At 36.9% G+C, this 23,923-nt stretch carries 26 protein-coding genes and 1 tRNA gene; 10 read left to right on the forward strand and 17 right to left on the reverse strand.

Translation table 11 applies throughout. From position 1 onward, the window contains the following. Positions 1-3 precede the first annotated feature (3 nt). Both fdnG and PR767_RS17190 read right to left on the reverse strand, forming a co-directional pair. Positions 4-3,051: a formate dehydrogenase-N subunit alpha gene (fdnG, locus tag PR767_RS17185; protein WP_117162065.1), complete on the reverse strand. Its 3,048-nt coding sequence runs from the start codon at positions 3,049-3,051 to the stop codon at positions 4-6. Between the two features lie 405 nt (positions 3,052-3,456). Then, complete coding sequence (locus PR767_RS17190; RefSeq protein WP_004909715.1) at positions 3,457-3,780, reverse strand: YnfA family protein; 324 nt, start codon at positions 3,778-3,780, stop codon at positions 3,457-3,459. A gap of 420 nt (positions 3,781-4,200) precedes the next feature. On the opposite strand from PR767_RS17190, the gene yafC reads away from it, so the two are divergent. Beyond that, positions 4,201-5,100: a DNA-binding transcriptional regulator YafC gene (yafC, locus tag PR767_RS17195; protein ID WP_004909711.1), complete on the forward strand. Its 900-nt coding sequence runs from the start codon at positions 4,201-4,203 to the stop codon at positions 5,098-5,100. 34 nt (positions 5,101-5,134) lie between these two features. Here the strand turns inward: yafC and dkgB are convergent, their stop codons facing one another. After that, entirely contained in the window at positions 5,135-5,938 is an 804-nt protein-coding gene (dkgB, locus tag PR767_RS17200) for a 2,5-didehydrogluconate reductase DkgB (protein ID WP_109911079.1), read from the reverse strand. A 378-nt stretch (positions 5,939-6,316) separates the two neighbouring features. On the opposite strand from dkgB, the gene PR767_RS17205 reads away from it, so the two are divergent. Beyond that, a complete protein-coding gene (locus PR767_RS17205) occupies positions 6,317-6,895 on the forward strand; it encodes an NAD(P)H-dependent oxidoreductase (protein ID WP_272520667.1) in 579 nt (192 codons plus the stop codon). 60 nt (positions 6,896-6,955) lie between these two features. On the opposite strand, the gene PR767_RS17210 is transcribed toward PR767_RS17205, so the two are convergent. Beyond that, a complete protein-coding gene (locus tag PR767_RS17210) occupies positions 6,956-7,246 on the reverse strand; it encodes a putative quinol monooxygenase (protein ID WP_004909705.1) in 291 nt (96 codons plus the stop codon). A 364-nt stretch (positions 7,247-7,610) separates the two neighbouring features. Between PR767_RS17210 and PR767_RS17215 the strand changes: the two genes are divergently transcribed. Beyond that, positions 7,611-8,054, forward strand: a complete 444-nt coding sequence (locus PR767_RS17215) for a hypothetical protein (protein WP_123382100.1) — start codon at positions 7,611-7,613, stop codon at positions 8,052-8,054. Between the two features lie 50 nt (positions 8,055-8,104). Here the strand turns inward: PR767_RS17215 and add are convergent, their stop codons facing one another. Next, a complete protein-coding gene (gene add, locus PR767_RS17220) occupies positions 8,105-9,130 on the reverse strand; it encodes an adenosine deaminase (protein WP_196719717.1) in 1,026 nt (341 codons plus the stop codon). 133 nt (positions 9,131-9,263) lie between these two features. On the opposite strand from add, the gene PR767_RS17225 reads away from it, so the two are divergent. Next, the gene (locus tag PR767_RS17225; RefSeq protein WP_272520668.1) at positions 9,264-9,944 is read left to right on the forward strand and encodes a helix-turn-helix domain-containing protein; all 681 of its coding nucleotides are present in this window, start codon (positions 9,264-9,266) and stop codon (positions 9,942-9,944) included. 53 nt (positions 9,945-9,997) lie between these two features. Here the strand turns inward: PR767_RS17225 and PR767_RS17230 are convergent, their stop codons facing one another. From PR767_RS17230 to PR767_RS17260, 7 genes are all read right to left on the reverse strand, one after another. Continuing rightward, positions 9,998-10,426 carry a TOBE domain-containing protein gene (locus PR767_RS17230; RefSeq protein WP_109911076.1) on the reverse strand — a complete coding sequence of 143 codons (429 nt, stop codon included), beginning with the start codon at positions 10,424-10,426 and terminating at the stop codon, positions 9,998-10,000. 16 nt (positions 10,427-10,442) lie between these two features. Next, on the reverse strand, positions 10,443-10,973 hold the full coding sequence (locus tag PR767_RS17235; protein ID WP_272520669.1) for a hypothetical protein: 531 nt from the start codon (positions 10,971-10,973) through the stop codon (positions 10,443-10,445). A gap of 9 nt (positions 10,974-10,982) precedes the next feature. Further along, positions 10,983-11,201: a hypothetical protein gene (locus PR767_RS17240; protein ID WP_272520671.1), complete on the reverse strand. Its 219-nt coding sequence runs from the start codon at positions 11,199-11,201 to the stop codon at positions 10,983-10,985. A gap of 246 nt (positions 11,202-11,447) precedes the next feature. Further along, a complete protein-coding gene (locus PR767_RS17245) occupies positions 11,448-12,341 on the reverse strand; it encodes a pirin family protein (protein ID WP_272520672.1) in 894 nt (297 codons plus the stop codon). A 27-nt stretch (positions 12,342-12,368) separates the two neighbouring features. Continuing rightward, positions 12,369-12,644 (reverse strand): GNAT family N-acetyltransferase, encoded by a 276-nt coding sequence (locus tag PR767_RS17250; RefSeq protein ID WP_272520687.1) that lies wholly within the window; start codon positions 12,642-12,644, stop codon positions 12,369-12,371. Positions 12,645-12,851: 207 nt separating this feature from the next. Next, positions 12,852-13,535, reverse strand: a complete 684-nt coding sequence (locus PR767_RS17255) for a hypothetical protein (protein ID WP_272520673.1) — start codon at positions 13,533-13,535, stop codon at positions 12,852-12,854. A 412-nt stretch (positions 13,536-13,947) separates the two neighbouring features. Next, a complete protein-coding gene (locus tag PR767_RS17260; protein ID WP_272520674.1) occupies positions 13,948-14,730 on the reverse strand; it encodes an SDR family NAD(P)-dependent oxidoreductase in 783 nt (260 codons plus the stop codon). Positions 14,731-14,808: 78 nt separating this feature from the next. Here PR767_RS17260 and PR767_RS17265 point away from each other — a divergent pair, with 78 nt between their 5' ends. Beyond that, on the forward strand, positions 14,809-15,177 hold the full coding sequence (locus tag PR767_RS17265; RefSeq protein WP_004909678.1) for a MerR family transcriptional regulator: 369 nt from the start codon (positions 14,809-14,811) through the stop codon (positions 15,175-15,177). A 336-nt stretch (positions 15,178-15,513) separates the two neighbouring features. On the opposite strand, the gene PR767_RS17270 is transcribed toward PR767_RS17265, so the two are convergent. Next, positions 15,514-15,601 (reverse strand) — tRNA-Ser (locus PR767_RS17270). 183 nt (positions 15,602-15,784) lie between these two features. On the opposite strand from PR767_RS17270, the gene PR767_RS17275 reads away from it, so the two are divergent. Further along, positions 15,785-16,114: a TusE/DsrC/DsvC family sulfur relay protein gene (locus tag PR767_RS17275; RefSeq protein WP_004256090.1), complete on the forward strand. Its 330-nt coding sequence runs from the start codon at positions 15,785-15,787 to the stop codon at positions 16,112-16,114. A 7-nt stretch (positions 16,115-16,121) separates the two neighbouring features. Here PR767_RS17275 and PR767_RS17280 read toward each other — a convergent pair whose 3' ends face one another. Next, positions 16,122-16,400: an acylphosphatase gene (locus PR767_RS17280; protein WP_228367069.1), complete on the reverse strand. Its 279-nt coding sequence runs from the start codon at positions 16,398-16,400 to the stop codon at positions 16,122-16,124. Positions 16,401-16,619: 219 nt separating this feature from the next. On the opposite strand from PR767_RS17280, the gene hspQ reads away from it, so the two are divergent. Next, on the forward strand, positions 16,620-16,940 hold the full coding sequence (gene hspQ, locus PR767_RS17285) for a heat shock protein HspQ (protein ID WP_181937016.1): 321 nt from the start codon (positions 16,620-16,622) through the stop codon (positions 16,938-16,940). An 84-nt stretch (positions 16,941-17,024) separates the two neighbouring features. Here hspQ and PR767_RS17290 read toward each other — a convergent pair whose 3' ends face one another. Next, a complete protein-coding gene (locus tag PR767_RS17290) occupies positions 17,025-17,438 on the reverse strand; it encodes a CoA-binding protein (protein WP_109911070.1) in 414 nt (137 codons plus the stop codon). 114 nt (positions 17,439-17,552) lie between these two features. Here PR767_RS17290 and PR767_RS17295 point away from each other — a divergent pair, with 114 nt between their 5' ends. Beyond that, on the forward strand, positions 17,553-18,011 hold the full coding sequence (locus PR767_RS17295) for a methylglyoxal synthase (protein ID WP_004909663.1): 459 nt from the start codon (positions 17,553-17,555) through the stop codon (positions 18,009-18,011). Positions 18,012-18,066: 55 nt separating this feature from the next. On the opposite strand, the gene helD is transcribed toward PR767_RS17295, so the two are convergent. Beyond that, positions 18,067-20,118 carry a DNA helicase IV gene (gene helD, locus PR767_RS17300; protein ID WP_272520675.1) on the reverse strand — a complete coding sequence of 684 codons (2,052 nt, stop codon included), beginning with the start codon at positions 20,116-20,118 and terminating at the stop codon, positions 18,067-18,069. Between the two features lie 123 nt (positions 20,119-20,241). Between helD and yccS the strand changes: the two genes are divergently transcribed. Continuing rightward, complete coding sequence (yccS, locus tag PR767_RS17305) at positions 20,242-22,392, forward strand: YccS family putative transporter (RefSeq protein ID WP_004909659.1); 2,151 nt, start codon at positions 20,242-20,244, stop codon at positions 22,390-22,392. Positions 22,393-22,494: 102 nt separating this feature from the next. Here the strand turns inward: yccS and PR767_RS17310 are convergent, their stop codons facing one another. Continuing rightward, entirely contained in the window at positions 22,495-23,109 is a 615-nt protein-coding gene (locus tag PR767_RS17310; protein WP_272520676.1) for a TfoX/Sxy family DNA transformation protein, read from the reverse strand. A gap of 231 nt (positions 23,110-23,340) precedes the next feature. Between PR767_RS17310 and sulA the strand changes: the two genes are divergently transcribed. Then, on the forward strand, positions 23,341-23,862 hold the full coding sequence (gene sulA / locus PR767_RS17315; protein WP_109911066.1) for an SOS-induced cell division inhibitor SulA: 522 nt from the start codon (positions 23,341-23,343) through the stop codon (positions 23,860-23,862). Positions 23,863-23,923 lie beyond the last annotated feature (61 nt).

A 23,923-nucleotide genomic window follows, 5' to 3' on the forward strand; every position in this document is an offset into this window, starting at 1 on the left:
CCCTTACGCCTTCTCAATGTTAACTAAGAATGCCTTATACTCAGGTGTCTGAGAGTTAGCATCGCCGACAGACGGCGTTAACGTATTGGTGATAAACCCTTTTTGAGTCGCGCCTTCAAAGCCCCAGTGAATAGGTAGTCCAACTGTTTCAATTGGTTTGCCATCCACCATCAGCGTTTGTAATCTAGGAGTGACAACTGCAACAGCCTTGATAAACCCACGTTTACTGCTGACTTTGACCTTATCGCCTAACGCAATTCCTTTGGCTTTTGCTAATGTTTCGCTGATCTCAACAAATTGCTCAGGCTGAGCAATTGCGTTCAAGCGAGCATGCTTAGTCCACGTATGGAAATGCTCTGTTAAACGGTATGTGGTTCCGACATAAGGGAAATCTTTGTGGTCGCCAAGACGTTTCTTGTCTTCATCAAAAATCCGCGCCGCTGGGTTAGAAACCACATTCGGGTGCAACGGGTTAGTGCCAAGTGGTGTTTCAAATGGCTCATAGTGCTCAGGGAATGGCCCTTCAGCCATCTTATCGATAGCAAATAAACGACCTAAACCTTCTGGTTGCATGATGAATGGCCCAGTTCCGACTTCAGGAGCAGAAGCATTGAAGTCAGGAATATCATTACCGACCCATTTTTTACCATTCCACTCGATAAGCACGCGGTCTTTATTCCACGGTTTACCTTGGGTGTCACAAGAAGCACGGTTATAAATCACACGGCGGTTCAGAGGCCATGCCCATGCCCAACCAAGTGTATTACCGATACCGGATGGGTCGCTATTATCACGATTTGCCATCTGGTTGCCTTTCTCAGTCCAGCTACCAGTGTAAATCCAGCAAGAAGATGCCGTTGAACCATCTGCACGCAATAAAGCAAATGAGCTGAGTAGTTCGCCTTTTTTCGCTTGTAAATTGCCATCGGCATCATAAAGATCAACCAGTGCAACACCGTTGTTTTCTTTCGCCACTTCTTCTGATTCCGGATGGAATTGTTGTTTATAATTCCATTTCATTTGCATCAGAGGATCTTGGCCTTGGCCGCCTTCTTTCTCATACAGTTCACGGATTTTATACAGAATACCGGTCAATATTTGGCCATCATTACGCGCTTCACCTGGAGCATCTGCCGCTTGCCAGTGCCATTGTAACCAACGGCCTGAGTTGGCTATCGAACCATCTTCTTCCGCAAAACAAGTGGATGGTAAACGGAACACTTCGGTTTGAATCGAAGCTGTATCAACGTCATTCATCTCACCATGATTTTGCCAGAAATTAGCCGTTTCAGTGACTAACGGGTCGACAACAATCAGGTATTTCAACTTACTAAGGCAGCTAACCACTTTATTTTTATCAGGGAATGACGCTACTGGGTTAAACCCTTGACAGATATAGCCAGTCACTTGGTCTTTGCTCATCATGTCAAAATACTTCATCACATCATAAGCTTGGTCCCATTTAGGTAACCAGTCATAACCCCATTGGTTCTCAGCTTGAGCGGAATCCCCATAGAAAGACTTCATCAAACTCACAAAGAACTTAGGATAGTTGCTCCAGAAATTTACCTGATTTGGCAATGTCGCTTTTGGCGTATTCGCAGTAAGGTAGCTATCAATGTTCTGATGTTTTTCAGAAGGTAGTGTCAAGTAACCCGGTAAACTGGTTGATAGTAACCCTAAATCTGTTAAGCCTTGAATATTCGAGTGCCCACGTAACGCGTTCACGCCACCACCAGCAACCCCCATGTTACCTAGCAGTAACTGGATCATGGCCATGGTACGAATATTTTGTGCACCAACAGTATGTTGTGTCCAACCTAACGCATACAGGAAAGTCCCGGCTTTATCTGCCGCGCTTGTTGTGGCTAAAATTTCACAAACCTTCAAGAAGTCTGCTTTTGGTGTTCCACAAATTTGCTCAACAATATCAGGCGTATAGCGTGATACGTGTTTGTGAAGTAAATTCCACACGCAACGTGGGTCTTGTAAAGTGTCATCGCGTAATGCGTGACCATTTTCATCAAACTTATAGTTCCAACTGGTTTTGTCATAACTACGCTTATCAGCGTCATAGCCACTAAATAAGCCATCGTTAAAGTCAAAATCATCTCTAACAATCAATGATGCATTGGTATAGTTCTGAACATATTCAGCATTGATTTTTTGATTTTCAATCAGGTACAGTAAAACGCCCGATAAAAAGGTAATATCGGTACCTGAACGAATTGGGACATAATGGTCAGCAACTGATGCGGTACGCGTAAAACGCGGGTCTATGACAATCAGTGTGGCATCATTATTATTTTTCGCTTCAATTGCCCAACGGAACCCAACAGGGTGTGCTTCCGCAGCATTACCGCCCATAACGACGACAACATCGGCATTTTTGATATCAACCCAGTGGTTGGTCATCGCACCGCGACCAAATGTTGGAGCAAGACTTGCTACCGTTGGTCCGTGTCAGACACGCGCTTGGTTGTCAACCGCTAGCATTCCTAGCGATCTGGCGAATTTTTGTGTCAACATTCCCGTTTCGTTACTGGCAGCTGATGCGCAAAGCATCCCTGTTGATAACCAACGGTTTACTGTTGTTCCTTCAGCATTTTTTTCGATGAAATTCGCATCGCGGTCATCTTTCATTAAGCGTGCAATGCGTGTGAAGGCATCATCCCAACTAATGCGCTCCCATTTATCAGAGCCTGGTGCTCTATATTCAGGATAACGTAAACGATTTTCGCTTTGGATATAATCGAGCAGACCAGCCCCTTTAGGGCATAAAGCACCACGGTTTACCGGGTGGTCTGAGTCACCTTCGACATGGAATATCGCGGATTTAGCATTCATGGCGCCATCGCCCATGCTATATATTAGTAATCCACAACCGACAGAACAGTAGGTACAAGTATTACGCGTCTCTTTAGAGCGAAGTAATTTATATTCACGTACATTAGCTATTGCCATTCCAGGCATAAAACCTAACGCAGCTACAGTTGTACCTGCCATCCCGCCAGCGCAGATTTTAAAAAACTTTCTGCGACTAACGTTCATTGCTACCTCTTTATATTTTTTGTATAAATCGGTGAGAGAATAGCAGCCTAATATGATTAGATATTGCCTAAAATCAATGAAAGTGAAAATAAAAGTTTAATTAATATTAACTGAGTAGTTAAACATCAATTAAAATTACTACCAATAGAGTATTTATTGTTAAATTGATTTAGATCAAATGTTACATTTAAACTATTTTAGTTAAATTCCATTTCAATTAACATTTCGTAAAAGAGAATACGTCTATTTCTTAGAAAAAATAAATTTTAAATTTAATTTAAATATAGATTTAGTATTTATCTGATGAAATAAACATAAAGGAATCATTTTGTGATCGCCTTAAATGCCACGTCACCTTAAAATAAACAAATATTTTTTTTCAAGGTGACGTGATAACACTATCGTCTATTTCCAACCACTAATTATGATCCCTGCTCCAAGGAGCACAACTAGAGCACCTACCCAGTCAGTCACGGTAAGAGACACACCATCAACCACTTTCAGCCAAACTAATGCGGTGGCAATATATATCCCGCCATAAGTAGCATAAATTCGGCCACTTGCTTCCGGATGCAATGTCAATAACCAGACAAATAGCATTAAACTTAACGCCGCAGGGATCAATAGCCAAGCCCCACCTTGCTTTTTCATCCAAAGATAAGGAAAGTAACAGCCTGCAATTTCAGCCAACGCAGTGATAAAGAATAAAGCAATAATTTTTATCGACATAAAAACCCATTCAAAATAGTCCCCATAAATTTCACCTTGATATTAGCAAATTTCATCAACACTGTTATGTGGTTTTCACTAATATCAGTGAAATACGTCTTGCAATCGGTAAGACAAAAAATACATTCTGCAGCGCAATCATCCAAGGAAGCATCCACTAACTCAATCAAGGAGAAAACACGTCCCTAGTAAAGGCTAAGGCTTTTATCGTGCTAATTAGCGAAACATGCAATTCACAAGGAAAATTACACTGAAGCACTAAAAATTCTTTTAAGAAAAGCGATAGGTTATGATTCAATATGATTAGCTTTTAAGCTAATAAAACTCCATTCTCTTAAACTTTTAGTTTAAATTTTAAGACCTATTGCTGTTACTATAATAGTCACCTTTTCTATCATCTTATTGGCTAATAAAATTATTATGAGAGCAACATCTGAAGAAGCCCGTGTATTTATAGAAGTGGTAGAACAAAAAAGCTTTAGTAAAGCGGCTGATAAACTTAATTTAGCAAATTCAGCAGTGAGCCGAATCGTCAAAAAATTGGAAGAAAAACTGGGGGTCAATTTACTTAACCGTACCACCAGGCAAATTGACCTAACTGCAGAGGGCGAAATTTATTTTCAACGCATGAAAATTATCTTGCAAGAAATGCAAGCGGCAGAAGATGAATTATATGACACACAAAGCTCTCCAAAAGGCCTATTACGAATTGATGCAGCAACGCCGATTGTATTGCATATATTAATTCCTTTTGTTGCTATTTTTCGCAAACAATATCCAGACATTCACTTGTCGTTAGTTTCATCGGAAACCTTTGTTAATTTAATTGAACGGAAAGTTGATGTTGCTATTCGGGCAGGGCATCTCACCGACTCCAGCTTACGTGCTCGCCCATTATTTAAGAGTTATCGCAAGATTATTGCGTCGCCAAATTATCTGGAACAACATGATGAGCCTAAATCTCCTCAAGATCTTTTGCATCATACATGCCTGACCTTTACTGAACCTGCATCATTAAATATGTGGCCAGTTAAAGGCATTGATGGGCAACTAATGGAAGTTACTGCAGGGATATCATCAAATAGCGGGGAGACACTAAGACAGCTTTGTTTAGCTGGAAATGGGATTGCATGTTTGTCTGACTTTATGGTGAATAAATATATTCAAAATGGCCAATTTGTCGAAGTATTAAAGGATGAATTGCAGCCTGTTCCTTTACCGTTCCATGCCGTATATTACAGTGACCGCGTTGTCAGCCAGCGTATTCGGGTTTTTATTGATAGCTTAACTCAATATCTTGCAGAAATTCAGAGGCCATAACAAATCCTAGCCTCTGAGCATATAGAATAATCAATTAGTCCCAGTTTGGCGCTAAACCTTCTGGGCTAACTAAGCGGTCATTACAATCTAATGCTGCAATCGCCGCTTTATCGTCACTATCTAACTGTAATTGAGTTGCTTGCAAGTTACTTAATAAATTTTCACGTTTTGTTGATGATGGAATAACAGAATACCCTTCACCAATCGCCCACGCTAAAATAACCTGAGCGGATGTTGCATTGTGTTTCTGTGCAATACTCGCAATAACCTCATCCTTTAATGCTTTGCCATACGCTAATGTCATATAAGAGGTAATATGGATATTATGTTGTTTTGCCCACTCTACAACTTTTTTGTTTTGCAGATAAGGTGAAAGCTCTATTTGGTTTGTCGCAATATTTTCAACACCGACTGCCGCGATTGCTTTTTCCATTAATGGAATAGTGAAATTAGAAATACCAATTTCACGTGTTAACCCTTGTTTTTTGGCTTCCAATAATGCTTGCATGAACTCTTCAACAGAAACCGCATCATTTGGAGATGGCCAATGCACTAGTGTTAAGTCCACATAATCCATTTGCAAATCACTTAAACTTTGTTTAAGACTTGGGATAAGTTTATCTTTACTTAAATTCTCAATCCAAATTTTTGTTGTGATATAAAGCTCGCTGCGCTCAACGCCACTTTCTGCAATAGCCTGCCCAACCGCAGCTTCATTCTCATAAATTTGTGCTGTATCAACAGCGCGGTACCCAACATCTAATGCATTTTTTACTGAAGCAATCACGACATCATCTTTTAAACGGAATGTACCCACACCAATTACAGGAATCGTCATTATGTTACCTTTCTTAAATTTTTTACATTAAGCTTCACGGGTAATTATCTGGATAGTCCATGTTCATTCGCTACGAACTAACCCATAATTACTGCGACAATTTGAATACGACAAAGAATACGATGGGATAATGCAGAGAAAAATAGCCGTAAGCTCAATAGACTTTTGCTAAAAAATCAATAATCTCTATTATTAATAGTTTTAACTATAAAAATAGTCTTTATAGTGATATTTGACTAAACTTCACCTAATCAAATCATAAATATAGACAATAAATCCATTAAAGTAACAAACTCTGTTTTATTACTCTACTTTTTATCTTTATTTTAGTTTGTTAGCCTAAATATAACTTAGCAATTAACGAATAAGGCAATACAAATGAAAATTCTTCTTCTCAATGGCGGACAAACATTTGCTCACTCGGTAGGCCAGCTTAATCGTACATTACATGATGTAGCCAAAACCACGCTAAATGAGTTAGGGCACACTATGCAAGAAACCCATATCGAGTCGGGCTACGATATCGATAATGAAGTTAAAAAATTTCTTTGGGCCGATACGATTATTTACCAAATGCCTGGTTGGTGGATGATGATGCCTTGGATGGTAAAAAAATATATGGACGAGGTTTATACCCTCGGTCATGGTCATTTATATACAAGCGATGGTCGTACTCGCCAAGATCCAAGCAAACAATATGGTACTGGAGGCCTACTTCATGGAAGAAAATATATGCTTTCGGTGACTTGGAATGCCCCTCTTGATGCATTTGATGAGTTTGATAATTTTTTTGATGGTCGAGGTGTCGATGGTGTCTATTTTGCCTTTCATAAATCACAACAATTTCTCGGATTGAAAAAATTCCCAACCTTTATGGTAAACGACGTGATCAAAGAACCCAATATTAAAAAATATATTAACGATTACAAAACACATCTCACCGAAATTTTCGGGTAATCAAATTAAAAAGGAATACATTTGTATTCCTTTTTGTTATTTAGCCATTATTAATTAATATTATGCAATTTTGCTTATTAATTTCACATCTAATGAATCAATTTTATCTTCTATCTTCTCAATGAAATCTTTCAAATGTTGTGTTCCATTATGTTTATCTAATGATTTTTGGTCCTTCCAAATCTCAAAGAAAATAAAAATGTTTGGATTAGCATTGTCTTGATGTAATTCATACTGAAGACAACCTTCATCCTTATTGCTTGGCTCAACAATTGATTTAGTTGCTGCTTTCACAAAATCAACTTCATTATCTTTTGCAATTACTGTTGCAACAATTCTTATTTCTGACATAAGCTCACCCTGTTATAAATAGATAATTTTAACTCATCTATTTATATCATAACTCGAAGTTAGAATTTAACTTTTATTATTCTATAAATTAGAAAACACTTTTCTAACTTTAATCATGTTGTTATATTGCAAAAATAGTGTAACTTCAAAATATAATACAATCAATTTTATCGTTTCATTACATCTTATTTTCCCTGACGAGAAAAGGCTGAATTTTAGCACGTCATGAGATGGGAATTTTCAATTTATACTCATTACCATGTTGTGCAACATATTAACAATTCATTCACATTAATGGATTTACTATACAGATAATACTAACCAGCGTAGCATGATGAAATCATCATATATGAATGAGGCCACAATGAAAAATCATATTCAATTGGATATTCAAGACAATGAAGCCATTTTATCTTACCTATCGGATAAAATAATTTTACCTATTGGCATTAAGAATTTTAATGGCTTTACGTTTCAGCATTCCCCTATTACAGCTTATGAAGCTGAAATGGCAATTGAACATATCGAAAATGCAATTATTCCGATAAAAAAACAGCTCCCTACAGGAGAAATATTGCTTTTTAGTCATGATAACAAATTAAATTTACTGATAGAAAGTAGGCATATTAATGGTAACTTTATCACGACATCGCAGATTGAAGACGCTTTTAATGAATTGGTCGATGTGATTAATGGCAGCCCCATTCATTCAACACAATTGCCGACAAATAGCGAATTCAGTGCTTTTTTATTAATCATTAGAGAGATTACTCATCATTGGAGTTTGCATGGTATTACATATAATTAACCACAATAGCGAAGGAGGATAAAGACCTCCTTCTTTTTCTATCAACTCTATTAATTTAGTAGCTTTTTCATTAACAATGCTCTTTTTTCTTCTGCAATAAAACTCGCCAGTAATGCATTTACATTACACTCAGTAAAGTCAGCAATACTCCAACCAAATATATCATGCAATAATTGGTACTCTTTATTTAATGTTACATCCGCAACTGTTCGCGCATCTGTATTTATGCTTAATTTAACGCCCTGCTGTTTCAACTTATTAATAGGGTGGTTTTCGATACTATCAAAGACATTGCACACCAAATTGCAACTTGGGCAAACTTCAAGTAATACATTTAACGCTTTGAGCTTTTCAATCGTATTTGAATTTTCAATACTTCTAACCCCATGTCCTATACGAGAAACTTTTAATTTATCTAATGTTTCAATCACACTTTCATAGCCTAAAGCCTCTCCAGCATGTGCGATAACATTGCCGCCATGCTCTCTGACATAGTTAAATGCAATTTCATGATTGTCTAATGAAAAGCGAGCCTCATCGGCAGCTAAATCTAGTGCTACAACACCACGAGATTGATATTCTACAACTAATTTTGCCGTTTCAAGACTTTGAGAGGCAGTAAAATGCCTCAAAGTACACAAAATCAAGCCAGCTTCTATTTCGTACTTTACAACTGCCGAATTCATCGCATCTAATGTTATATCGACAACCTCTCGGCTTGAAAGACCATGTTGAGTATGTAATAAAGGAGCAAACCGAATTTCTGTATAAATTACATTATCCATTTTTAATTGCTCAAACAAATCATCAACTGCTAGCCCAATAGCAGATTTTGTCTGTAATATATTAAGTTGCGGTTCAATGCAACGTAGAAAATCGCCAAGATCTTCGCATCTTTCTGGTGCAATAAAGCCTTGTTTAAACTCATTAAACGTTAGTATTGGAATGGTTTGTTTAACATAAGAAAAACTTAAACATGTATCTAAATGTACGTGTAGTTCAACTTTTGGCATTATGTTAATTGCTGCTTTTATGCTTTTAGTAAATACGCTTGACGGTTTTAAAGGGACTTTCATGTTAATATCCTGCGAGTTATTTTTTAATAAGCTAGCAAGGTTATTACCATTTAAAAAAGGACATATGTCCTTTTTTAAATGAAAAAAACGAGTATGATTTAAGTATAATTTCAAGCGAAAAATGGTTATAACAATGAAAGCAATAAACTCTACAATAAAGCGTGCAGAATTTATTACTCATCATCAACTTGATAAAATCATTTCTGACGAAACTCTCAAAAATACAAAACTTATCCACATAAAGGCCAAAGAATATTTAATATTTCAAGATAGCCAAATCAGTCACCTTTACTTCCTTGTTAACGGGAAACTGCAAATTGAACGTTATGAAACTAACGGTTGCAAAGTCATTTTTTCATTTGAAAATACATTTTCTATAATTGGTGATTTAGAACTTCTTCAAAGCAATCTTGAAAATGACTGTATCTATAATACGATCCAAGCAGTTACAGATGCAGACTTACTTGCGCTACCTTTATCTATGATCCGAAAAAAAGAAATTTACTCACCATTATTTTTGCAATTTATCTGTCAGCACCTTAGTAAAAAGCTTTATAACACATCACAGTTACACTCCAGTGCATCATATTCAGTTGAATATAAATTAAGACGCTATCTTACTTTTGCTGAAAAGCAGAATGGAGAAAGTTTTCAATTAGAAAAGCGTGACTCTTTAGCCGCAATGCTAGGAGTCTCCGTTAGGCAATTAAATCGAACACTATCTAAACTTGTCAGTGATAAATTGATTGAAAAAAAAGGCAAGAAAATTAAGATATTAGATACTAGTCAGCTCTTAATTTCATGTCGGAAATAGAAAAGGCGGCCACTTCATTTACAATGGCCGCTTTTTATAAAATAAGAACACCATTACTTTTTGGTTGCTAAAATAACCGAAGAGGCTTTAACTATGGCAGTTACTTTACTGTTCACTGCTAACCCCATTTCAATTGTACTGTTATTCGTTACTACTGCTGATAATAATGTTCCTGCATCCGTTTTTACATTAACGACTGAGTTTACACTGCCTTTTTCAATAGACTCTACTTTGCCATCGAATTGGTTACGTGCTGAAAATTGGTACTCTTGTGCATCAGAAACAAGAACAACCCAAGGTGCTTTAATCACCGCAACTACTTGTTTACCTTTTTCTAACCCTAACTGTTTAGTGCTGTTTTTAGTGATGATTGCAGCAATGCTTTCTCCATTACCTAAATTTAAAATAATTTCATCATTTACTGAGCCGATAACAACCGACTCAACAACACCTGTAAGTTGATTTCTTGCAGAAATAGCCATTAAACATCTCCTATATTTAATAAAAATCGACTTCAGTAATGCTATTTTTTAGTAATTTAATATTATTACCATTCGAATTAAGATTTAAAGTAAAGTTGCATTTATAGGCAATATTTTTAGTATTATAATCGCACTTAGAATTGACTAATAATATCGTTTGTCCCAATGCACGGATATCCATTGTATGATCAAACGGCTTACTCATATCTTTCCCATAAGTGACTATAGTCTCTGAGATGAGTGCATTATCTTTAAAATATTTTATCGTTGTTGGAAGTTTAAATTCATTATAATCATTTTTGCTATATTGTTTTTTCGTGTCAGCAAGCAATGAGCCAGCAATAATGCCATCTTTGTTATATTGGTAGATTAATTCACCATTTGAATCTTTTTTAGATATTATTTGACAGTTATCACCTATCACCATTTCGACAGGACCACTAACATCCCTACCAATCAATTTATTTTTAACTCGTTTTACAAAAAGATAGTTATGAGCACCATTTAAATACTCATCTTTCTTTTGATCAAAAGTAAAACTTTCCACACAGCCATCCTAGCCAATTTTTAACATTGATTCATAATTAATTGATTTATCTTCATTATAAACAACTGATTTTATTTGCTTAACAGCACCTCTAACAGGATTGAAATCATAAAGTTGAGCCAGATTAAACACGACTGGGTTATATTGCTGTTCTTGAAACGCTAATGATACAAAAGAAATAGGGAATAAACTTAAAAAAACGATTCCCAATGGGTATTTTTTACTCATTTCTATCGTCCACCTCTAACAGCTACGGCTTGCTTTGACTTAAAAATAGCCTTTTGTATACATATTATCAGTTTTTCGATAAAAGTCAGGTTATGAACCCATAATATGAGTATAAAAATGAGTCTTAAATTAAATCCAAAGCCATTTTCGGCTAAAGACAAATATAAATATGAAAAAATAATAGAGAATAGCAATGGCTGTAACTCCTTTTTTATAAAATAATAACAAAGGAGTTACTTAAATTGATTATGGCATAATTGGAGCTGGTGTTGGCTCGCGCTCATCGTTAAAAACACGACCAAAACGTGGGTTTCCTTGGTTCCATTCCTCAACTGCGGCATGAATATCGGCTTTAGTTCGACCAATAAAATTCCACCACATTAGTACTGACTCATTTAAAGGCTCACCACCAAGTAATAAAATGTGGCTATCTGAAGCTAGCTCTATAGAAGTTTCTGTTATATTTTTGCCTAAATAAACTAATTCATTACTCTTAATTTGCTGTCCTTCAATAGTAGCACTTCCACTTATGGCAAAAATACCGTATTCAAATTCAGGTCGTAAAGTTAAAACTTGTCGGGCTGTTTTCTTCGCAATAATATCAAGCCCGATCAACGGTGAAAATGTCAATGTTGGTGCTTTATAAGTGCCATATTCCCCAACTAATAAATGGAAATGGATCTCGCCTTCAGCCCAACGAGGTAATGTAGGATAATGGTCAAAGCGTGGGGAAATATCTTTAACTGCTTCGGGTAAAGCAATCCACAGTTGCACAGCATGTAACTGGCGGCTCTCTCCATAGGTATCTTCAGAATGACTGATCCCATAACCTGCTGTCATTAAATTAACCTGCCCTGGTCGAATAACCTGTTCATAGCCAAGGCTATCTCGATGCAATACTTCACCTTCAATCATCCAAGTGAATGTTTGTAAAGCAGTATGAGGATGAGGTGATACCTTCATTCCCTCTGAGTCGCCTTTAAAAACCGTCGGGCCCGCGTGGTCAAGAAAACACCAAGCTCCTATTAACCTACGCTCCCTTGTAGGCAAAACTCGTGCAACAGGAAGCCCACCAACATCCTTCGAACGTGCGGTAATCAACTGTAAATCAGGTATTTTATCATTAAATTGAATACTCATACTTACCTCATCAGTAATTAGCAAATGTTATTGGCGGATATCACTGTATTCAGGTGTTCTATCGAATATTGCTTTTGCAAAAGGGCATAATGGAATAATTTTTCGGCCTTCATTTCTCATTCGATCAACAACCTTAGCAACTAATAACTTTGCAATGCCCTGTCCTTTTAAGCTTTCATCAACCACAGTGTGGTCAATAATCACCAGTTCATCGCCAGTATAAACAAAGGTTATCTCGGCAAGACGAGTTTGCTTGTCATCGGATAAAATAAAAAAGCTATTGTGGTCAGATTGGATATTCATCATAAATAACACCCTCTAAGTTAAATCAATTTAACTTAGAGTATGTGACGTATACTAAAAAGACAATATTATACAATTGTCGATGTGATCCAAATATTTTGAAGTTAGCAAGATAACAACACGAGAAAAGATGCCGAGACAGCGCTTAACTAGAGATTAAATTTAGTTTAACGCTGTTTTTCAATTGGTTAATTAATGCGACATACATTAATTGTCAGAAAAATTGCTTATCACTGTATAGGTTAATGAATTTTCTGAGCTATCAATAACTTTTAATTTTACATTTCGATAAGAAATAATGTCGCTGTTTTTAAGATTATACTGAATCGTATCGCCAAATCCTTGGTTCTCAATATTCGAACCTATTTTCTGATAACTAATATCGACAACCTGGTCATTTATCCCATTGAAAATTAAGGCTTGTTCAAATGAATTACCATCAGAATTATTTAATTTTACCTGTTCGATTTGTGCTTTATCGCTACAAACAGCAACATTGACATCCGTTACGATACAAATGTCATTAGGACTAGACCCTTTTTTAATTAAAAGTGAATTCCAAGGTTGCCCTAAAACCTCAACAACGACCGAACCAGAGTCAATTATTTGGTCTGGCATATAAAAATCGCCTTTATCACTTGAGCCCACTTTTTTGAATACACCCGGAATAATTTTGTATGCCAAATCTATCTGCACAGGGTTTAATACTTTAATTCCGTCTATTTCACTAATATTGCCTTCTCTTACTAAGGGTTGCCCTACTGTAATATGGTTGACCTGACCTATTTTAGGCTCACTGATTTTTTGTGAGTCAGGAACATAATTATACTCAGTCACCGCACATCCTGATAAAGAAGCAATACAAAAAATTGGAACTAATAATTTATTCATCTTGATAAAATCCATGGCATTAAGATATTAAATATTATATTTATAAAACAATTTCAACAAGTTACTATCTTTCTATCCACTGAAATTTTTTGATGAAACTAACCTTGATGATTTACTTATAACCCATGGTATTAATCATTATTTAGTTATGTGGGATGGTAACTCAAAACTGCATGCTATTTACTCTCATGTCTGATTAAGCCAAAAAATACAAATAAAAACGCCATTAGATCAACAAAAAACACCTTATATTATTAACGTTTCGTTAACGTATATTCTGCCTAGCAACCATCATATAAGCATTAGTACAACTGGCTTTATTACCATGATTTTTTCATTTGGTGAGCCCTTTAGTTGATAAAGCCAATTATACATAACCGCCTCGGCTTATGCTTTGGCGGTTTTTTCGTATTTATATTTTTTGATTAAATTTATTGTTATTTGCGTAAGGCATTTTATTATCTAGTAATTTAAAGCTAAAGCTCTCTCTATCTATATATCCAACAACATTGTTTGAGTCATATAGCTGAATGAAGAAATCAGCTAGTTCCTCGCTAGAATGATATGTACCAAAAACTTTATCGTAATCATAATATTCTACTCCGTTAGCAATTCGACCAAAATCTGTTTTGGTCGCTGCAGGAGCCAGTAATTTTACTTTAATCTTAGCATCCAAGTTCAATAATTCATGAGCCAATCCCTCAGTAAAAGAGCTAACAAAGAATTTCGAAGCACAATAGGTAACGGCTGTAGGTACGATAGTATATCCTCCTGCAGAACTTACATTGATCAACTGTGAATCATCAATATTCTGATTATCACGCACGAACATTAACGATAGAACTGCGAGTGTATTGATATTCAAATTTAATAAAGTTTGTGCATCTTTTATTGGCTGAGAGAATGCTTCCCCATAATATCCAACACCGGCGTTATTTACCCATACCCGAATATCAAAAGCTTTCAGTTCCTCATAAAGTGAAATAGCATCATCTGTAATAGATAAATCACATGATTTTGTTACGACCTCAATGTATTGATTAATCTTACGCAATTCGATTTTCAATTGGTTCAACAAGGAATCTCGCCTTGCTACAGCAATAATATTAAATCCACGCTCAGCTAATTTTATTGAAATTGCACGACCAATACCTGAACTCGCACCTGTAATAACCGCATAATGTTTATTTCTCATGACATACCCTCTTTGACAAAAGTTTCAAAAGGGTAAAGGATAGAGTTAACTCTAGGTCAAGAAACTTCTAGGTAATACATGAATTATTCAATCAGTCAGTTTGCACAACTAACCGGATTCACCATATACACCCTTAGATACTATGAAAAAGAAGGAATATTGAAATCATCCAGACAAGCAAACAATCATAGGTACTATTCTGAAGATGATATTGAATGGGTTAAGTTTATCACTCGTTTAAAAGAAACTGGCATGCCTTTAAAAAAGATTAAAGAATACGCAGCACTAAGAAATATAGGAACATCAACTTCATTTGAGAGAATGAATTTGCTTACTGAACACTACGCTAATCTTGAAAAGCAAATTTTATCTCTAAATGAACACTTAAGTAACTTAAAGCTTAAAATTCAGCATTATCAAGAACAATTAAAAATGAATACCAATTAACTTACACGGCTAATTCACAAGCACCATATCTTATGGTGAATTATGGTGCTTAATAAATTCCCCTGCTATTTTTTAGCCCATTCCACCAGCTTTTGTTCTTTGGGTTGTTGGTTTGGGTCAATTCCCTCCACCAGTAATCTCTTTGCATCATCACGCTTTCTTCTGGCATCAGCTAGTATAATGATTAGCTTCATTTGGGGGTACTCAAATCATGGGGTATAAATGTACCACCTAAGGGGGGTAGTTTTTAATAGACGTTAGTAGACATTGGAATAATGGGATTTAGTTGGAATGCTTGATTTACTTGGGATTGGAAGACTTTACTAGAATTGAAGATGGCGGAGGAGGAGAGATTCGAACTCTCGGATGGTTTCCCATCGGCGGTTTTCAAGACCGCTGCCTTCAGCCGCTCGGCCACCCCTCCGTAATGACGTGCACTATAAACATCCTCTCATTGGATGTAAACCCCTAATTTGATCATTCGCTTTAAAAATATACGTCTTTCATACTGTTAGATGAAAATATCGACATTCTAACGACTTTACTTGGGTTATATCCCAATTTTTGCTAAATTTACGTTCTAATTTTATTTGAGTTGAATAAGAGTATGTTGGTTTTTAATAATCAAGAAATAGAAACAGATGCGCAAGGTTACCTGCTTGATAGCCAACAATGGAGTGAAGAATTAATCCCTTTACTCGCGCAGCAAGAAGATATTGAAATTACTAATGAACACCTAGAAATTATCCGTTTCGTCAGGAATTTCTACTTGGAATTTAATACCTCACCGGCTATCCGTATGTTGGTTAAAGCCGTTTCTCAACAATTTGGGGAAGAAAAAGGCAATAGCCGCTATTTATACCGGCTATTTCCAAAAGGCCCAGCTAAGCAAGCCACTAAACTTGCTGGCCTGCCAAAACCGGTGAAATGTATTTAATTTCTTACTAATAGCGGACACTAAAGTCCGCTATTGGCTCAGCTTTCCAATTTTCGGTGAAAAAATGGTCTATCTTGGCGCCTGGGGGGCCCCCCGCTTTCAACCACTCATCAACAAACTCAATATCTTGCTCTGAGCCATAAACAGCTAACTTAACGCTGCCGTCATCCCGGTTACATACAAAACCTTTTATGCCATTCTGATTAGCCCAATGATAGGTTTGGTAACGAAACCCAACCCCTTGAACACGACCATAAATATAAAAATAACGACCTGATGCAGTCATGTGAGCCTCCATTGTCAGAGCATATTGTATTGATACCTTCTTTTAACAGTTGTTTTTTATTCATTGAACAGATAATCTGCTAAATGAGGCACTGCTTTTGATAGTTACGTATAAAGACAGTGTATTGCGTTATTGATAATTGTCCATATCTTAGCTTGAAAACGCGTAGCACTGCCCATATATAGTTTGAAGTATAAGCAAGGCTTTTAGGAGGTCGCTATGATGATCACCAGTAAATATGGAATCGGGCAACAAGTTAGACACAAACTTCTCGGCTACTTAGGCGTCGTTGTAGATGTAGACGCTGAGTATTCGCTCGAACAACCACATGATGATGATATTGCCGCTAACAGCACACTACGCGATCTACCTTGGTATCATGTTGTTATGGAAGATGACAATGGGGATGCTGTTCATACTTATTTGGCCGAAGCTCAAATTACCTATGAAACCGCAGAAGACCATCCAGAACAACCATCAATGGATGAACTAGCGGAATCAATAAGGTCTCAGTTGCAAGCACCTCGCCTTCGCAACTAACCTGCAAATATAGATATTGTTATTTATGAACGCAACCGTAAAGCAGCTAACTAGCTGCTTTACTTTTTAACGCTAAAATGTAGTTTATTTTTCAAGGCCTAATGCAGGGATTTCTTGTTTTGGGCATTTATCCATAACAAACTGTAAACCTGCCTGCAAAGCGATTTTTTGCGCTTCTTCGCTAATCACGCCTTTTTGTAACCACAAAACTTTAGCTTTTACTTCTACCGCTTCCCTGGCTACTCCTATTGCAGCTTCTGCATTACGAAATACATCGACCATATCAATAGGCTCTGGTATATCACTAAGCTTTTCGTATACAAGTTGCCCTAATAAAGTTTGCCCTGCCAATTTTGGGCTCACTGGAATAACGGTATAGCCTTGATGCAAAAGATATTCCATAACTTCATAACTCGGCCTATTTGCTTTATCACTCGCCCCAACTAAAGCGATAGTCCGAACACTCTTTAAAATTTCAGCAATTTCTTGATCTCTCATCAAAATATCTCCCAAAATCTATAAACTATTCATTAGCATTATGATATATGTTGTATATCTTTGCTCATTCAATTTTTAAAGATGTCTATCTCGCATCTTATTTAAGGGAATATCATGGAATCAACTACCCGTAAAATTACAGCCTCAAAAAATATTGCTTTGGTTGCCCATGACCACTGTAAACCCTCATTATTATCTTGGACTAAGAAAAACAATGAACGGCTTCAAACTCACAATTTATATGCAACAGGAACAACCGGTAATTTAATTAACCAGCACACTGGATTGCCAGTTACCAGTATGTTAAGTGGCCCAATGGGGGGAGACCAACAAATTGGTTCAATGATTGCGGAACAAAAAATCGACCTATTGATTTTCTTCTGGGACCCTCTTAATGCAGTACCTCATGACCCAGATGTTAAAGCTTTGCTGCGCTTAGCCACAGTATGGAATATTCCTGTCGCAACCAACCCTGCAACCGCAGATTTTTTAATTACCTCCCCCTATTTTGATAATGCGATAGACATTGTTATTCCTGATTACCAAAGCTACTTAACTAAACGGACTAACTAATCTATCAATATTAAGCGCCACAACATTCTGGCGCTTAATACAAAATAAGATTACCTTAAGGTTTCTTTTGCTTTGGAACACCCAATTGCTTGAGTTCATCAACAAATTCTGACGGCTTTTCTGGGTGATAAAGCAACCAAACTTGCTGCTTAGCCCGTGTTAATGCGACATATAGCAAACGTCTTTCTTCTGCATGGTCAAAATCTTCTGGCTTAGGCAGTAATGCTTGCTCAATAATTGATTCGCGGGCAGGAGCAGGGAAACCATCCTTTCCACTATTCAAGCCACAAATTATCACATGGTCTGCTTGCTGCCCTTTTGAGGCATGGATAGTCATAAACTGAATATTTAATTTTGGCCAACGAGTCTTGGCTTTATCTAATATATTAGGTTTTAAATAATGATAGCGAGCGAGCACTAATATCGTTTCATCATCAAGGACATAACCACTCATTTTATCCAACAAACGTTCCAGTGCATCTTCATACAGAAGAATAACGGATTTTTTATTTCCTTTAGTTAAGCTATTCAATGGCTTATCTAACTGCATAGGGTTTTGTAAAATAAACTGATTAGCAACCTCACCAATACGCTCATTAAAACGATAAGTCGTGTCTAAAGCGCAAAGTTCTCCAATGCCAAAGTTATGTTCAAATGATGTGGTTAAGTCTAATTCTGCACCACTAAACCGGTAGATAGCTTGCCAATCATCTCCAACAGCAAATAACGTCGTTTGCTTATTCTGCTTGCGTAGTACTTGCAATAACTTAGCGCGAAGAGGAGAAATATCTTGAAACTCATCAACTAAAATATGTTTCCATGGGCTAATAAAACGCCCTTTTTCTAGAATATTGATGGCCTGATGAATTAATCCTGAAAAATCAATTGCACCTTCATCTTTCAATGCGCTTTTCCACGCTTTCAATAACGGCGCCATTAAACGAATACGTTTTTGAAAAAGATCTCTTATTTCTTCCGCCGTATTCTCAATCATGTCCTTTTGGCTACCACCATGCATACGCATTAAGCTTAGCCAACGGTCTAACCGAGTAGCGACTTTAGTGCTAATTTTTTCGTCTTTCCAGAATTCACCGTCTGGAATTTCCCATTGTAACTCTTCAGAAAGCCATTCTCGCCACCCTTTTGCTTGCGCTTTCTTAGCCGAACATTGTTCCCGCCATTCATTTAATAATAATGTATGCCGTTTTTGAGTATCTGTTTCTAACTCACTAATCACGGGCGATTTTTTGCTACCTTCACGAATAATGTGTAAAGCAAGAGCATGAAAAGTTTTTGCTTCAATATCTTGTTGTAGGCGTGAGTGAATACGCTCGTTCATTTCATCCGCAGCTTTACGACCAAAAGCCAGCAAGAGAATTTGTTTTGTTTTTGCCAAACCTCGCAAGATAAGCCAACCCGCTCTAGCGACTAAGACTGATGTTTTACCACTTCCAGCCCCCGCCAGCACTAATACATTATCCTCACCATTGATCACAGATAAGGACTGTGAATAATTTAGTGGCGACGTTTCTACTTGCTGGAAAAAATCGTGATAACGAACTAAAACAGACTCACACCAGTGATCATTAATTTGTTTTCGACATTCTTGACTGTTACGTAGCCAATTCTGGCATTCTTGATACTGTGCAGCACAATTTTCAAACAATGAAATACGTGCTAAAGGCATAGGCAATGACGAGAACTTTTGTGATATTTTATCTTTTATTTCAGCCAATTGGTGTAATGTCAACCAATGATCTTGCTGAGTCAATTGTTCAATCGTATTAACTAACTCAGTCAATACATGAGCACTGATTTGACTCATTTCAGTGCTCCATTGCTGCCATTTTTCATTTAAATAATGGTAAAAGCGCTGAGTTTGTTTCCATTCCGTGCCATGTAAACGAACAACCTGTTCATTCACAATTTCAAATTCTAACTCCCCCCAAACAATCCCTCTCTTACAACGAAGATCAATGAGTTCATTAAATGGGATAAGATATTGGTGGTTTTCACCACTGACTTCAATACCTGCGTTGAGTAAGCGAACCCGATTGTAGGGATGCTGAGCCAGACGCTGTCCAATCTGTGTTGATTTCAGTTCCATACGTCCTGCACCTGAGAAAATCAATGACAAAAATACGGTTGGCTTGATTCCAAACGGTTTTTTATTCCTTGCAAACAAGCTATCCTATATAGATTAAGGCTTGTCTTACCTTTGAGGTACTTTGTGTTAACACTGCTTACCAGTTATCGTCGTGTGCTATATAACAGCCATATTTTATATTATATCCGAATATTTATAGCCCTGACAGGCGCAACCTTAGTGCCATGGTTGTTAGGTCAAGAGCCTAAAATCACCATCCCACTCACATTGGGTGTCGTTGCTGCAGCACTAACTGACTTAGATGATAGGCTAACTGGTAGAATAAAAAATTTAATTATTACACTTTTTTGTTTTTTTATTGCATCCGTTTCTATTGAACTCCTTTTTCCCTATCCTTTATTTTTCTTTTTTGGCCTCGCATTTTCTACGTGTGGCTTTATTCTTCTTGGTGCTTTAGGACAGCGATACGCTACCATCGCATTTGGTGCACTATTAATTGCCATTTATACCATGCTCGGCGTACCCATTTTTGATACTTGGTACCAACAACCCGCATTATTACTGACAGGGGCAATTTGGTATAATATTTTAACCTTGATTGGGCATATTTTATTTCCTGTAAGGCCATTGCAAGATGCAATAACCCAATGTTATCAGCAACTTTCAGCTTATTTAGACGCAAAAGCTAACTTATTTGATCCTGATTTAGAAGATGACTACCAACGCTCTGTTTATGATTTAGCATTAGTAAACAGCCACTTGGTTAGCACCATGAACCAAGCAAAAATTGCATTATTGAGTCGATTAAAAGGGGATCGGGGACAAAAAGGTACACGAAATTCGCTACAATATTATTTTGTTGCTCAAGACATTCACGAACGAGCAAGTTCATCCCACATACAATATCAACAGCTTAGCCGCACTTTACGTCACTGTGATATTTTATTTCGTTTCCAACGCCTATTAACCATGCAAGCGAGAGCCTGCCAACAAGTTGCTCAATCTGTTTTATGGCGTAAACAATACCAACATAATCCTCGTTTTGAACGTACCTTCGCTTACATTGAAAAATCGCTACAGCTACTAAAACAGCAATCGCCTGAGCTTCATGAAATTAAAGCCCTGTATAACCTACTTAAAAACTTAAAAGGAATTGATGTTCAACTTAAAGGTCTGAGCCTTGAGCAAAGTGCATGGCAGCAAAATAATAAACAGGTAGAGCAGTTATCTGATGAATCGTTATCCGGTATTAGTGATATTATTTCGCGGGTTAAGCACCATTTAACGCCAAAATCATCTTTATTTCGCCATGCAGTAAGAATGTCAATTCTCCTTTGTACTGGCTATATTATTATCCAACTATTTGATATGGAAAGAGGATATTGGATATTACTCACTAGCTTATTTGTATGCCAACCTAACTACAGCGCCACTAAACGCCGCTTAGCCCTTCGCATAATAGGAACTATTGTTGGTATTCTCATTGGTTTACCTTTGCTGAATTTAATCCCCTCAATGGAAGGGCAACTTACGCTAATCGTTATTTCTGGCTTACTGTTTTTTATGTTTCGCAGTAGCCAATATGCCCAAGCAACATTATTCATCACACTTCTCGTTTTGTTTTGTTTTAACCTATTGGGCGAAGGGTTTGATGTTGCACTTCCACGGATCATTGACACATTAATTGGTTGTTTTATTGCATTACTTGCCGTTAGCTTTATTTGGCCAGATTGGAAATTCCGCCAACTCCCCCAAGTCATTCAAAAAACCATGGATAGCAACTGCCGTTATTTAGATGCTATTTTGCAGCAGTACTACCAAGGTAAAGACAACCGCCTTGAGTACCGAGTTGCACGTAGAGACGCACACAATAATGATGCAGAGTTTGCATCGATTGTTTCCAATATGGCTTCTGACCCTAAGTCTTATCGAATCACCCAAGAACAAGCTTTTCGCCTTCTTTGCTTAAACCATACTTTACTCAGTTATATTTCAGCATTAGGTGCGCACCGTGAAAAAATGCAAAATGAAAGTAATCTTTCATTACTCAACGATGCTATTTGCTATGTTGAATCATCCTTGCAAATCACAACCATTGACCCACTAGTTATCGATGAAAAATCAGATAAACTTCGCCATAGTCTATTACACCGCATAGATTATATTTCAACCAGTGATGACGAAAAAACGTTGCTTATCATGGAGCAAACTAAGTTATTGCTTGAACTAATACCTGAGATACGGCAAATCATTCGCACTATCAGTGCAACATAAATATACCGATGAGCGGGTATAAAATTCTAAATACCCACTCATCTTCATATAGCGTATATGTAATATTGATTATATTAATAGTAAAAGTCGTTTTCAGTGAGTTTAGGCTGACGTCAACTCAAAACTATTATACCAAGCAATTAGCTCTTGTTTGATATCCTTAGGCAAAACAGCACTATGACACCCTTCTATTGCAGCTGCTAAGCCAATCAGTAGCTTGATACTGGGGTTATTCCTACCATGTTTTTTTAGCTTCATAAAACAAGCCTTTGCGCCCATCATGCGCAAATCATCAACATGAGCCACACCAATTTTCCCTAGAGCACGCTCAACTGACATATTCATATTGGGTAAATCCTTTATACGCATGGTCATTGATTGCTTTTGTTTTAATTCCTCGATAGCTGAACGGTAAGCCAACTCAATATATTGGAGAAACAAAACTTCGTCATGCCAAACTTGTTCCGAAAGTTGATAGTACCGCATTTCCAATGGAATACCTTTTTTACTATAAACTAACCGATTAAACCCTAACGCTTCAAAGTGGCTCCTCGCTACTAAACAACCTCGTAAATAAAAACATTCATCAAGTACCAGCCCAACAATTGCATCATCGACTAGTAAACAAAATCCACCAAAATGATTTTTACGTTTTAATTCGCCAAATTGACTTAACAAACCGGATAAATAAAAAAATTTTTCTTCTTCTAACAACATTACCAAACTCCTTTTTGGGTATGCTCAATTTTCATCCTTTAGAAAATTAATTTTATAATTTCTTTTTTTACAGATAATTACGCGTAACCAATTTTGAGAGTTTCCATAAAAAATGCCAAGAAGAATGCGGAGAAAAACAACAAAGTTGCGAAGCGCTTTGAAAAAATAGTCTTGATATTGGATGGATATACAGTTACTGTATGTTCATACAGCATTGTAACGAGGTAAATTATGAGCATCTATTCTTGGAAGAACTCAACAGAACATTCTCTTAATAATTACGCACAATCAATCCCTGCTACAGGGCTTACCAATAGCTCTATACAACAAGGTATGGTGAGCGAACTTGTTTACGATGAAAAACACCCTATTATGGATTATATTTTATTACCAATGCTTCGTCAGTTTGGGGTTCAATCACGCTGGTTACTTTGGCTAACTCCAAATAAAAGGCTAAGTAAACACTGGTTAGAACAATCAGGTATACCTACTCATAAAGTTATGCAATTAAATCATATGGAAGATATCACTACGATTGATGCTATGGAAAAAGCACTAAGAAGTGGTAATTATAGTGTAGTTCTAGGGTGGCTACCGGAAATAAGCGAGCAAGATTTTGTTCGCTTACAATATGCAGCTCAAGAAGGTCGTTCTATCGGTTTAATTATGCGCCCACAAGAAACATATAATATGGTTAGCACACATGCAGGACAGCCAAACCACTTAAAAATTCACTCAAATCATTATCACTAGCTAAGATTAAGAATTTTCTTACTAAATTTAACCTTTAGAAATATTTATCTCTAAAGTTAAA

This window comes from Providencia sp. PROV223 (genome assembly GCF_028479245.1).
Lineage (GTDB): Bacteria > Pseudomonadota > Gammaproteobacteria > Enterobacterales > Enterobacteriaceae > Providencia > Providencia rettgeri.

Bases quoted from the DNA above. Each gene is read 5' to 3' on its own strand.
- PR767_RS17190 (WP_004909715.1), bottom strand. From the start codon at position 3,780: ATGTCGATAAAAATTATTGCTTTATTCTTTATCACTGCGTTGGCTGAA.
- yafC (WP_004909711.1), top strand. From the start codon at position 4,201: ATGAGAGCAACATCTGAAGAAGCCCGTGTATTTATAGAAGTGGTAGAA.
- dkgB (WP_109911079.1), bottom strand. From the start codon at position 5,938: ATGACGATTCCTGTAATTGGTGTGGGTACATTCCGTTTAAAAGATGAT.
- PR767_RS17205 (WP_272520667.1), top strand. From the start codon at position 6,317: ATGAAAATTCTTCTTCTCAATGGCGGACAAACATTTGCTCACTCGGTA.
- PR767_RS17210 (WP_004909705.1), bottom strand. From the start codon at position 7,246: ATGTCAGAAATAAGAATTGTTGCAACAGTAATTGCAAAAGATAATGAA.
- PR767_RS17215 (WP_123382100.1), top strand. From the start codon at position 7,611: ATGAAAAATCATATTCAATTGGATATTCAAGACAATGAAGCCATTTTA.
- add (WP_196719717.1), bottom strand. From the start codon at position 9,130: ATGAAAGTCCCTTTAAAACCGTCAAGCGTATTTACTAAAAGCATAAAA.
- PR767_RS17225 (WP_272520668.1), top strand. From the start codon at position 9,264: ATGAAAGCAATAAACTCTACAATAAAGCGTGCAGAATTTATTACTCAT.
- PR767_RS17230 (WP_109911076.1), bottom strand. From the start codon at position 10,426: ATGGCTATTTCTGCAAGAAATCAACTTACAGGTGTTGTTGAGTCGGTT.
- PR767_RS17240 (WP_272520671.1), bottom strand. From the start codon at position 11,201: ATGAGTAAAAAATACCCATTGGGAATCGTTTTTTTAAGTTTATTCCCT.
- PR767_RS17245 (WP_272520672.1), bottom strand. From the start codon at position 12,341: ATGAGTATTCAATTTAATGATAAAATACCTGATTTACAGTTGATTACC.
- PR767_RS17250 (WP_272520687.1), bottom strand. From the start codon at position 12,644: ATGAATATCCAATCTGACCACAATAGCTTTTTTATTTTATCCGATGAC.
- PR767_RS17255 (WP_272520673.1), bottom strand. From the start codon at position 13,535: ATGAATAAATTATTAGTTCCAATTTTTTGTATTGCTTCTTTATCAGGA.
- PR767_RS17260 (WP_272520674.1), bottom strand. From the start codon at position 14,730: ATGAGAAATAAACATTATGCGGTTATTACAGGTGCGAGTTCAGGTATT.
- PR767_RS17265 (WP_004909678.1), top strand. From the start codon at position 14,809: ATGAATTATTCAATCAGTCAGTTTGCACAACTAACCGGATTCACCATA.
- PR767_RS17275 (WP_004256090.1), top strand. From the start codon at position 15,785: ATGTTGGTTTTTAATAATCAAGAAATAGAAACAGATGCGCAAGGTTAC.
- PR767_RS17280 (WP_228367069.1), bottom strand. From the start codon at position 16,400: ATGACTGCATCAGGTCGTTATTTTTATATTTATGGTCGTGTTCAAGGG.
- hspQ (WP_181937016.1), top strand. From the start codon at position 16,620: ATGATGATCACCAGTAAATATGGAATCGGGCAACAAGTTAGACACAAA.
- PR767_RS17290 (WP_109911070.1), bottom strand. From the start codon at position 17,438: ATGAGAGATCAAGAAATTGCTGAAATTTTAAAGAGTGTTCGGACTATC.
- PR767_RS17295 (WP_004909663.1), top strand. From the start codon at position 17,553: ATGGAATCAACTACCCGTAAAATTACAGCCTCAAAAAATATTGCTTTG.
- helD (WP_272520675.1), bottom strand. From the start codon at position 20,118: ATGGAACTGAAATCAACACAGATTGGACAGCGTCTGGCTCAGCATCCC.
- PR767_RS17310 (WP_272520676.1), bottom strand. From the start codon at position 23,109: ATGTTGTTAGAAGAAGAAAAATTTTTTTATTTATCCGGTTTGTTAAGT.
- sulA (WP_109911066.1), top strand. From the start codon at position 23,341: ATGAGCATCTATTCTTGGAAGAACTCAACAGAACATTCTCTTAATAAT.